Genomic DNA, 10,318 nt, shown 5'->3' on the forward strand with positions numbered 1-10,318 from the left:
CGATGACCCAACCCGATCCGCGGCACCTCCGGGTGTCCGACGCCGAACGAGAGCACGTCGCTTCGCTGCTGCAGAAGGCCGTCGGGCTCGGCCTGCTCACCCTCGACGAACTGGCCGACCGCACCGACGTCGCGCTCGCCGCGCGTACCAGGGGCGAGCTGAACGTGGTGCTCGCCGACCTCCCCGGCCTCGTCCACCAGCCGGACTCGGCACCGGCGGCGGACCGGCTCGAACTGAAGGCCACCCTGTCGCAGACGACGCGGCGCGGCGACTGGCTGGTGCCGAAGGAGATCGCGATCCGCAGCAAGATGGGGTCCACCGAGCTGGACTTCACCGAAGCGCGCTTCTCGTCCCGCTCCGTCCGCATCGACCTCGACGTCAGCGGCGGCTCGGTGGAACTGCTCGTGCCGTCGACCGCGTCGGTGTCCACGACCGACGTCCACGCGATCGCGGGCAGCGTCGAGGACCACTCCGGCGGCGCGGGGCGGCCCGACGGCGTGCGGTTCGTGCTCGCCGGGACCCTCCGGATGGGATCGCTGGAGATCCGCAAGCCCCGGTACTACCGGGCGGGCAGGCTGCAGGTTCGGTGGCCGCCGCAGGTCAGGTGGGATCCCCGCTAAGCGCCACGCGCCGCTTTCCGCGCGCTCGCGCCGTCTCCGGCGGCGAGCGCGGCCGTCGCGGCGGCACGGCACTGCTCGACGGTGACCTCGGCGAGGCTCGCGCCGACCGCGCGTACCGCGGCCGCGTTCATCGACAGGCTGGTCAGCCCGAGCCCGGTGAGCACGCGGGCGAGCAGGGGATCGGCCGCCGCCTCCCCGCACACGCCGGCGGGCTTGCCGGTCGCCTTCGCCGCGTCGCCGATCAGGCCGAGCAGCCGCAGCAGCGCGGGCTGCCACGGGTCGTTGAGGGTGGCGACGGCGCCGAGCTGGCGATCGGCGGCGAAGGTGTACTGGGCGAGGTCGTTGGTGCCGACCGAGACGAAGTCGACCTCGGCGAGGATCTCGGCCGCGGACAGCGCGGCGGCGGGGATTTCGATCATCACGCCGGCACGGGCGATCCCGGCGGCGCGGACGCGCCCGGCGAACCAGGCGGCTTCGGCCGCGGTCGCGACCATCGGCGCCATCACGGACACCTCGGCACCCGAGTCCGCCGCGGCGCCCGCGATCGCTTCGAGCTGCCGGTCGAGCACCTCGGGCCGGTCGAACGCGACGCGGAGGCCGCGCACGCCGAGCGCCGGGTTCGGCTCGTCCTCCGGCGAAAGGAACGCGAGCGGCTTGTCGGCGCCCGCGTCGAGCGTCCGGACGATCACCGGCTTGCCGCGGAACGGTTCGAGCACCGCCGTGTAGGCGGCGCGCTGCTCGGCGACGGACGGCTCGGCCGGCGCGTCGAGGTAGCAGAACTCGGTGCGGAAGAGGCCGACGCCTTCGGCACCCGCGTCGACGGCGGCGTGCGCGTCGGCGGCCGATCCGACGTTGCCGAGCACCTTCACGCGGTGCCCGTCGGAGGTGCGCCCGGTGCCGTCCCATTCGACGGGCCCGCTGGTCCCGGCGGTGAGGACCGGTTCGGACGCGTCCGCGCGCGCGATTTCGCCGGTGTCCCCGTCGACGGTCAGCGCGTCGGCGTCGAGCGCGATTAGCCCGCGAACCGCGACCACGGCCGGGATGCGCAGTGCGCGGGCCAGGATCGCGGTGTGGCTGGTCGGGCCGCCCTCCTCGGTGACCAGTGCGAGCACCTTGGCCGGGTCGAGGCCCGCGGTGTCGGCGGGGGCGAGGTCCCGTGCGACGAGCACGCTCGGCGTGGTCAGCTCCGGGACGCCCGGCGGGGCGATGCCGAGCAGTTCGGCGACGAGCCGGTCGCGCACGTCCTCGACGTCGCGAACGCGCTCGGCGAGGTATCCGCCCGCGGCGGCGAGTGCCTTGGCGAACCCGGCGGCGGCCTCGTGGACGGCGCGGGCGGCGGGGATCCGCTCCGCGGTGACGAGCTGCTGCGCCTGTTCGGTGAGCGCGGGGTCGCTCGCCATCGCGGCGGTGGTGATGAGGATCGTGGCGGCTTCGCCGTCGGCGGTTTCCGCGAGTGCTTCGAGCCTGGCGGCGACGGCCTTGGCCGCGGGCGCGATCCTGGCCGCTTCGGCGGCGGGATCGGCGGGCGCCGGCGTGCGCTCGGGCTCGCCGAGGGGCTCGGCCACCCTGACCACCGGGCCGCGGGCGCGGCCGGGACTGACCGCGACGCCGGTCAGGCTTCCCGTCATCGATTCAGACATGGTCTAGACCATACCGGTGCTGGGGCGTGGACGACACCCTGGCTCGCTCCATCATGACAGCTCCTCCTTGGTCGGGTAGGACGGCTGCGCGCCACGACGGGTCACCGAGACCGCCGCGACTTCGACCGCGCGCGCCGACGCGTCCGCGAGCGAAGCGCCTTCGGCGAGCGAGGCGGCCAGCGCACCGGCGAACGCGTCACCCGCGCCGGTCGTGTCGACCGGCTTCACCTTCGGCGAAGGCACTTCGCGCACGCCTTCCGCGGTCACCACCAGCGCGCCGCGGGCGCCGATCGTCACCACGGCCGCCTTCGGGCCAAGGTCGAGCAGCGCGCCCGGATCGCCGAGGCTCGATCCGCCGAGCAGCCACGCGGCCTCGTGCTCGTTGACCAGCAGCACGTCGAGCGCGGCCAGCGTCGCGTCCGGGACCTTCGCCACCGGTGAGAGGTTCAGGACCGTCGTCACCCCGGCCGCTGCCGCGGCTTCGAGCGCGCGCTCCACCACCGGCAACGGGATCTCCAGCGACGCGACCACCACCCGGACGCCGTCGTACACGTCGTCCACATCGTCCACGTCATCCGCGTCGGCCACGTCGTCCACGTCGGTGGGCACGAGGGCGCTGTTCGCGCCGGGGGACACCAGGATCGAGTTTTCGCCGTCCGGGGTCACCGTGATGTAGGCGATCCCGGTCGGCCTGCCGGTCTCGCGGACGAGGCCGGTGTGCACGCCCGCGTCGCGGAGCGAGTCCAGCAGGACCCCGCCGTAGGCGTCCTCGCCCACCGCGCCGAGCAGCGCCACCCGCGCACCGAGGCGCCCGGCCGCGACCGCGGTGTTCGCCCCCTTCCCACCAGGGGAAACCGCGGTGTCACCGCCGAGCACGGTCTCGCCCGCGCCCGGCCGCCGGTCGGCGGGCACGACCAGATCGACGTTGGCGGAGCCGACCACCAGCACCGCGGCGGAGCCTGCCGCCAGTTCCTCGTGCGTCATGCCCGCAGCCTGCCACGGCTGGCGCCGCGACTCCCATCACCGGCTATGCATATGTGAAGAACTTTGTAACTCCCCAGGTTCCGAATGCGACACTAAGGCGAGTGCTTGCCGCGGTTCACTCGATCGGGGTATATCCATCCCCCAGGCGTCACTTCGATGAACCGTGACCCTCTCCAAACTCGTCGCTTCGTCCGCGAAGCGGCGTTGCCCGCTCAGTGGCCTGAGAAACCGCCGAGGGGGCATCGGGTCGCCGGCACCGATCACGTAGCCCCCCGAGTGATCGGTGCCGGCGGCGCCCCGCTTTCGAGGCCGCCGGTCTCCAAGAACGCGGGCCACCGCGTCTCGACGGCGTGGGCGAAGTTCTTCGCGCCGGTCCGCGACATCTTCACCGGGAGCCGGTACCAGCCGGGCTCGCTGCCGGGGAACACCGCTTCCGGATGCCGCCGCGGGTAGTCGGCGTAGGACGGCAGGTACTCGATCCCCCGATCCACCCGGCGCAGGCGCGCGATTTCGTCCCACCAGAGCGCGACCGCGGGCCTCGTGCCGCCTGGACGGCACTCGAACCCGCGCGCCGTCAGCTCGATGCGCGGCTGCTTCGAACTCGTCGCGCTCACCTTGAGGCCCACCGCGACGAACACCATGGCGAGCCCGAACGAGGCCGCCGGGTAAGCGATGTCGTGGAGGACGCCGTCGGCGTACCGGCGCAGGAGGAAGAACCCGAGCGCGAGCACCACGCCGAGCGTGCCGATCCTGGCGACCAGGCCGGTGCCGACCGCTTGGAGGTGGACGACGACCGTCGGCACCGCCCCGGCCCCGCGCGGGTGTCCTGGTGCGATCCGGTCCTTCCTGATCTCGACGGTCGGCTCCTCGGCGCCGCCGAACCGGGCCGGGATGACCCGCCGCAGCTCACCCGCCTCGCCGGGGGTCAGCTCGAAGTCGACGGTCATCCGGCCGTCCTGGTGCCGCGGGAAGGTCCCGGCGAGCACCAGCTCGTAGGCCTCGGGGCCCGCTTCGGTCTCGTCGTAGCCGGTGAACGTCCGCTTCAGCTCGGCGCCGCGCAGTTCGTGCCAGCCGACGGACCACTTGACGGTCCCCGACACCACGCGTGTCAGGCCGCGCGCGTCGGCCAACAGCTCGTCGAGCCGCGGCTTGCGGAAGAACCGCCGGTAGAGCATCGCGACCGCCGACACCAGCGAGATCACGCCGAACACCGACGCGCCGATGACGTTGAGCCACGAGCCTGCCCAATGCCCGTCGACGACGTTGGTGACCCAGTAGCCGCCCAGCGCCAGCAGGATCAGCGCACCGGCCACCACGCCGGGGCCCCGTCGCTGGAGCCGATGGATCCGGACCGTCATGTGCGCCCCCCAGGGTCCCGATGAACCGGGGCCGAGTTTCGCATACCGGGCATCGGCCGCGATGCCGTTTCGCGCGATTCCGGCGGTGCGCCGGCCGTCGCGGATCGCGCGCACTCCTAGACTGCGGGGATACGCCGACGAGGTGAGGTGGGGGGTGAGGATGGACAAGCCAAGCCGCCGGAGCAGGGAGCGCGCGGCAACGGACCACGACATCCGGCAGACCGCGCGGACGCTGCTGGTCGAGCAGGGCCCGGAGGCGGTCACGCTGCGGGCGATCGCGCGCGAGCTCGGCATCACCGCACCCGCGCTCTACCGCTACTACGGCTCGCGGGACGACCTGATCGAGCACCTCCGGCTCGACGTGTGCGCCGATCTGGCCGCGGAGCTGGCCGAGGACATCGTGGGCATGCCCGACGACGGCGCGCTCCAGCTGTTCGCGATCTGCAAGGGCTTCCGCCGCTGGGCGCTGACGCACACCAAGGAGTTCACGCTGGTGTTCGCGTCGCCGACCGGCGAGGTCGGCTCGGCCGCGGGCAGTGTCACGACGCTGAGCAGGGTCGACGAACCGTTCGGGCGGATCTTCCTGATCACCGCGGGCCAGGTGCTCGCCACCCAGACGCTGGCCACGCCGCCGGAGGAGCAGGTGCCGTCCGAGCTGCGGGACGATCTCGCGGCGTTCCAGGGCGAGCTGCTGGCCGTGCTCACCGAATCGGGTCTCGCGTTCCCCGCCGAGAAGCTCGACCTCGGCACCACGTACCTGATGATCCAGTTCTGGGCCCGCCTCTACGGCCACGTGACGCTGGAGGTCTTCGGGAACTACCCCATCCCGGTGAGCAAACCCGATGTCCTGTTCGACGCCATGCTCGCCGACCTCGCCAGGGAAATCGGGCTCCAGGTCACCTGACCCCGCTCAGCGCACCACGTTGACCAGTTTCTTCGGCACCACGATCACCTTGCGCGGCTCGGCGCCTTCGAGCAGCGCGACGACCTTCTCGTCCGCCAGCGCCGCCGCCTGGACGTCCTCGCGGCTCGCGTCGGCCGCCACCGTGATCCGCGAGCGGACCTTGCCGTTGACCTGGATCGGGTACTCCACGGTGTCCTCGACCAGGTACCGCTCGTCGACCGCGGGGAACGGGCCGTGCGCGAGCGAGCCCTGGTGGCCCAGCCGCTGCCACAGCTCCTCGGCCAGGTGCGGGCACAGCGGCGCCAGCATCATCACCAGCGGCTCGGCGAGCTCCTTCGGCGTGGCGGCGGCCGTGCCGTAGGTCTTCGTCAGGTGGTTGTTCAGCTCGATGAGCTTCGCGCCCGCGGTGTTGAACCGCAGCTCGGCGTAGTCCTCGCGGACCCCGGCGACGGTGCGGTGCAACCGCTTGCGGTCCTCGTCGGTCGCGGCCGAATCCGACACCCGGAACGCGCCGGTCTCCTCGTCCACGAACAGCCGCCACAGCCGCTGCAGGAACCGCTGCGCGCCGACGACGTCCTTGGTGACCCACGGGCGCGAATCGGCCAGCGGGCCCATCGCCATCTCGTAGAACCGGAACGTGTCGGCGCCGTAGTCGCGGAACATCTCGTCCGGGGTCACCGCGTTCTTCAGGCTCTTGCCCATCTTCCCGTACTCCTGGAAGACCTCTTCGCCGCCGTGGAAGAACTTGCCGTCGCGCTCTTCGACCTCGTCGGCGGGCACCGGGATGGCCCTCGCGTCGCGGTAGGCGTTCGCCTGGATGTAGCCCTGGTTGAACAGGCGGCGGTAGGGCTCCTTCGACGAAACGTGGCCGAGGTCGAAGAGCACCTTGTGCCAGAAGCGCGAGTACAGCAGGTGCAGCACCGCGTGCTCGACCCCGCCGACGTAGAGGTCCGTGCCGCCGGGGTCGTCCGCGCCGTGCTCGGCGGGACGCGGGCCCACCCAGTACTTTTCGTTCTCCGGCGCGACGAACGCGTCGGAGTTCGTCGGGTCCACGTAGCGCAGCTGGTACCAGCAGGACCCGGCCCACTGCGGCATCACGTTGGTGTCGCGGCGGTACTTCTTGGGCCCGTCACCGAGGTCCAGGGTCACCTCGACCCAGCCCGTCGCCCTGGACAGCGGCGGCGACGGCACCGAGTCCGCGTCGTCGGGGTCGAAGGTGCGGGGCGTGTAGTCGTCGACCTCGGGCAGTTCGACCGGGAGCTGGTCCTCCGGCACCGCGACCGGCATGCCGTGCTCGTCGTAGACGATCGGGAACGGTTCGCCCCAGTACCGCTGGCGCGCGAACAGCCAGTCCCGCAGCTTGTACTGGACGGTGCCGGCACCGTGGCCGTGCTCCTCCAGCCAGCCGATGATCGCCTTCTTCGCCTCGGCGACGCCGAGCCCGTCCAGGCTCAGGGAGTCGTTGGCGGAGTTGATCGCCAGCCCGTCGCCGGTGAACGCCTCGCCGTCGAAATCCGCGCCGGGGTCGACCGTGCGGATGATCTCCAGCCCGAACTTCGTGGCGAAGTCGTAGTCGCGCTGGTCCTGCGCGGGCACCGCCATGATCGCGCCGGTGCCGTAGCCCATCAGCACGTAGTCGGCGACGAAGACCGGGATTTCCTTGCCGTTGACCGGGTTCACCGCGAACGAACCGGTGAAGACGCCGGTCTTCTCCTTGTTCTCCTGGCGGTCCAGGTCGGACTTGCGCGCGGCCGCGGCGCGGTAGGCGGCGACCGCCTCGGCCGGCGTCGCCGCGCCACCGGTCCAGCTCTCCCGGTGCTCGCCGGGCCACGCGTCCGCGGTCAGCTTTCCGGCCAGCGGGTGCTCGGGCGCGAGCACCAGGTACGTCGCGCCGAACAGCGTGTCCGGGCGGGTGGTGAACACCTCGATGCTTTCGCCACCGGCGCGGAAGGTGACGCGCGCGCCGCGCGAACGGCCGATCCAGTTGCGCTGCATGGCCTTGACCGTCTCCGGCCAGTCCAGCAGGTCCAGATCGTCGATCAGGCGGTCGGCGTAGGCGGTGATCCGCATCATCCACTGGCTCAGGTTCTTGCGGAACACCGGGAAGTTGCCGCGGTCGCTGCGGCCGTCCGCGGTGACCTCTTCGTTCGCCACCACGGTGCCCAGCCCCGGCGCCCAGTTCACCGGCGCGTCGGAGATGTAGACCAGCCGGTGGGAGTCGATCACCTGGCGCTGTTCGACGGTGCTCAGCTCGGCCCACGGCCTGCCGTCCGGCGTCGGGCGCGCGCCGTCGGCGAACTCCTGCTCCAGCTCGGCGATCGGACGCGCCTTGGCGGCCTTCTCGTCGTAGTAGGAGTTGAAGATCTGCAGGAAGATCCACTGCGTCCACTTGTAGAACCCGGGATCGGTGGTGGCCACCGAGCGCCGGTCGTCGTGGCCGAGGCCCAGCCTGCCCAGCTGGCGGCGCATGTTCGCGATGTTGGCGTGCGTGGTGGTGCGCGGATGCGTGCCGGTCTGCACCGCGTACTGCTCGGCAGGCAGGCCGAACGCGTCGTAGCCCAGCGCGTGCAGCACGTTGCGCCCGATCATCCGGTGGTAGCGCGCGTAGGCGTCGGTGCCGATGTAGCCGAGCGGGTGCCCGACGTGCAGGCCGGAGCCGGAGGGGTACGGGAACATGTCCTGGACGAACAGCTTGTCCGAAGGGACGTCGTCACCGGCGAGCGGGCCGACCGGGTTGGGCGCGTGGAAGGTGCCGTTGTCGGCCCAGTAGTCCTGCCAGCGCTGCTCGATCCTGCCCGCCAGCTCCGCGGTGTAGCGGTGCTCGGGGCCGCCAGTCGCCTCACTCATCGCCGAATCCCGTCTCGCAAAAGGTGTCCAGAAACAACTCGACCCCTCAGCCCGTGGGCGTGAGGGGTCGCCGCGCTGATCCGCGTCGGGCTGATCAGCGCGGCAGGCCAAGAAGCAGCCGAGCCGTGTTCACGACCACCATGGTAGCCGCTGGTCAAGCCGCGCCGACTACCGGATGGCCAGCGCGATGAGCTGCGTGACCTGGGTCGCCGAGAAGTTGTTGTCGCTGACCAGCACCAGCGTGCGCTCACCGGAGGGCAGCCGTGGGCCCCAGGTCATCCCCTCCACATTATCCACAGTGGACAACGTGGACAGCGGGAAATCGGCGAGATCGGCGACGAGCCGCTTGCGCACCGGCTTGACGTTCTTCGCCCCGGCCAGCGATTTCACGCCGAGCACGTTCGTCGCGCCCTTGGTGTCCATCTCGTAGATGCGGAGCTTGTTGCCGACGCCGGTGACGAACGAGCGCTCCATGACGAGGAACTTCGACGGGTCGACCGGATCGGCCGCGAGCAGCGAGGAGATGCCGGTGGTGGCGAACGCACCGGGCGGGTTCGGCGCCGCGAACACCTTCTCCTCGGGATAGGCGTACTGCGCGAGCACCGGCCCGAACCGGCTCTGCACCGTGATGCGGTCCAGCCCGCCGTGCTCGGGCGTGGCATCGGGACCGTCCTGCAGCATCGGGCCCTCGACGGAGCTGGCGATCAGCGACCCGAGCCCGGCGAAGGTGAGCCCCTCGATGGCCAGGTTCTGGCGGGGCCCCGCGCCGGGGATCATCTTCTCGTTCGCCGGGAGCGGCAGGTCGCGGACGTAGGCACCGTCGCGACCCGCCCTCCGGATCGACGGGTCGATGAGCGTGGTCGCGGTGCGCTCCCCTTCCTGCGACCAGAAGTAGTCGCCGGTCCACGGGTCGGCGCGCAGCTCCTCCGGGTCGACCGTCCGCTCGTTCTGCGGCCGCGACGGGTCGTTCTCCGCCAGCGGCGGGTAGGTCGTGCCGTCCGGGCGCCGGAACGGGTGCGTGCCGGTGAAGGTCACCGGCCCGACGCCCTTCGCGCCGACGTCGAACTTCGCCGTGTAGAAGCGGGCGGCCTGCATCGCGGACCGGTCGTCGCAGATGAACACGTACCCGCCGGTGCGCGGGTCGTAGTCGATGCTGGACAGCCCGCCGACCGTGGTCCCCTGGAAGACGAGGTCGTTCGGCACGATCCGCTCGCCGAGCAGGCGGACCTCGTGGGTGGGCCGGTCGGGGGCCGCCGAGGCGGCGGGGGTGAGCGCGGTGGTGATCACGGCGGCCGCGGTCAAGGTCGCGGCGATCCTGGTTCTCGACATGGCGTGCAGCACAGCGGATCAAGGTAGCTGGCAGGTTGCCCCGGCGTCACGCTTATCCTGAAGTGGTGTTCGTGATCGCGCTGGTCGTCATCCTCGCCGGGCTCGTCGCCGCACTCGGCGGTTTCGCCGGGTGGCGGGAGAAACTCGCCCGCGACTCCGCCGTCGGTGTCCGCACCGCCGCCACGCTGCGCAGCGACGAGGCGTTCCGGCTCGGCAACAAGGTCGCCGGGCTGCCGATCATGGCCGGCGGCGCGATCGCCGTCGTCGGCGGGATCGCCGGGCTCGTGATGCCCGCCACGTCCGGCCTGCTCGTCGGCGCGCTCGTCGGGCTCGCCGGCCTGGTCGCGCTGGTCATGGCCGGGGGAGTGCTCGGGAACAAGGCCGCGGAAACCGTGCCCGCTCCCGCGCTCGCGCCCGCCGGGTGCTCCGGCTGCGCGTGCGGCGCGGGCGGCTGCGGCGTGGCGAGCGCCCTGAACCGCGCCTGACGTCGACTTTCCTGCCCCGAAGGTGACCTTCACGGCGTTAGATGCCCCGAAGGCGTGGCGGATTCATGCGGTGGTCGCAACATGCTCTATTTAGGACAGTAGCATGGTGAGTTTTTCTTTGGGGGTGAGCCAGTTGAGGGTTTTGCGGGGG

8 protein-coding genes are annotated in these 10,318 nt (G+C 71.7%); 3 read left to right on the plus strand and 5 right to left on the minus strand.

The features are described from left to right. Window positions 1-2 precede the first annotated feature (2 nt). Window positions 3-620, plus strand: a complete 618-nt coding sequence (locus tag ABD256_RS24175; RefSeq protein WP_344423030.1) for a DUF1707 SHOCT-like domain-containing protein — start codon at window positions 3-5, stop codon at window positions 618-620. Here ABD256_RS24175 and ptsP read toward each other — a convergent pair. From ptsP to ABD256_RS24190, 3 genes are all read right to left on the minus strand, one after another. Continuing rightward, window positions 617-2,260 carry a phosphoenolpyruvate--protein phosphotransferase gene (ptsP, locus tag ABD256_RS24180; protein WP_344423033.1) on the minus strand — a complete coding sequence of 548 codons (1,644 nt, stop codon included), beginning with the start codon at window positions 2,258-2,260 and terminating at the stop codon, window positions 617-619. The two genes, ABD256_RS24175 and ptsP, sit on opposite strands and share 4 nt — an antisense overlap. A 51-nt stretch (window positions 2,261-2,311) precedes the next feature. Then, window positions 2,312-3,244, minus strand: a complete 933-nt coding sequence (locus tag ABD256_RS24185; RefSeq protein WP_344423036.1) for a ribokinase — start codon at window positions 3,242-3,244, stop codon at window positions 2,312-2,314. Window positions 3,245-3,504: 260 nt separating this feature from the next. Beyond that, window positions 3,505-4,602 carry a hypothetical protein gene (locus ABD256_RS24190; RefSeq protein WP_344423039.1) on the minus strand — a complete coding sequence of 366 codons (1,098 nt, stop codon included), beginning with the start codon at window positions 4,600-4,602 and terminating at the stop codon, window positions 3,505-3,507. 160 nt (window positions 4,603-4,762) lie between these two features. Here ABD256_RS24190 and ABD256_RS24195 point away from each other — a divergent pair, with 160 nt between their 5' ends. Then, window positions 4,763-5,506, plus strand: coding sequence for a TetR/AcrR family transcriptional regulator (locus ABD256_RS24195; protein ID WP_344423042.1), 744 nt, complete (start codon window positions 4,763-4,765; stop codon window positions 5,504-5,506). Window positions 5,507-5,512: 6 nt separating this feature from the next. On the opposite strand, the gene leuS is transcribed toward ABD256_RS24195, so the two are convergent. After that, the gene (leuS, locus tag ABD256_RS24200; RefSeq protein ID WP_344423045.1) at window positions 5,513-8,353 is read right to left on the minus strand and encodes a leucine--tRNA ligase; all 2,841 of its coding nucleotides are present in this window, start codon (window positions 8,351-8,353) and stop codon (window positions 5,513-5,515) included. A 168-nt stretch (window positions 8,354-8,521) separates the two neighbouring features. Continuing rightward, window positions 8,522-9,682 carry an esterase-like activity of phytase family protein gene (locus tag ABD256_RS24205; RefSeq protein ID WP_344423048.1) on the minus strand — a complete coding sequence of 387 codons (1,161 nt, stop codon included), beginning with the start codon at window positions 9,680-9,682 and terminating at the stop codon, window positions 8,522-8,524. Between the two features lie 65 nt (window positions 9,683-9,747). On the opposite strand from ABD256_RS24205, the gene ABD256_RS24210 reads away from it, so the two are divergent. Further along, the gene (locus ABD256_RS24210; protein WP_344423051.1) at window positions 9,748-10,167 is read left to right on the plus strand and encodes an SdpI family protein; all 420 of its coding nucleotides are present in this window, start codon (window positions 9,748-9,750) and stop codon (window positions 10,165-10,167) included. The last annotated feature ends 151 nt before the right edge of the window (window positions 10,168-10,318 follow it).

This window comes from Amycolatopsis minnesotensis (genome assembly GCF_039529815.1).
Taxonomy (GTDB): Bacteria; Actinomycetota; Actinomycetes; order Mycobacteriales; family Pseudonocardiaceae; genus Amycolatopsis; species Amycolatopsis minnesotensis.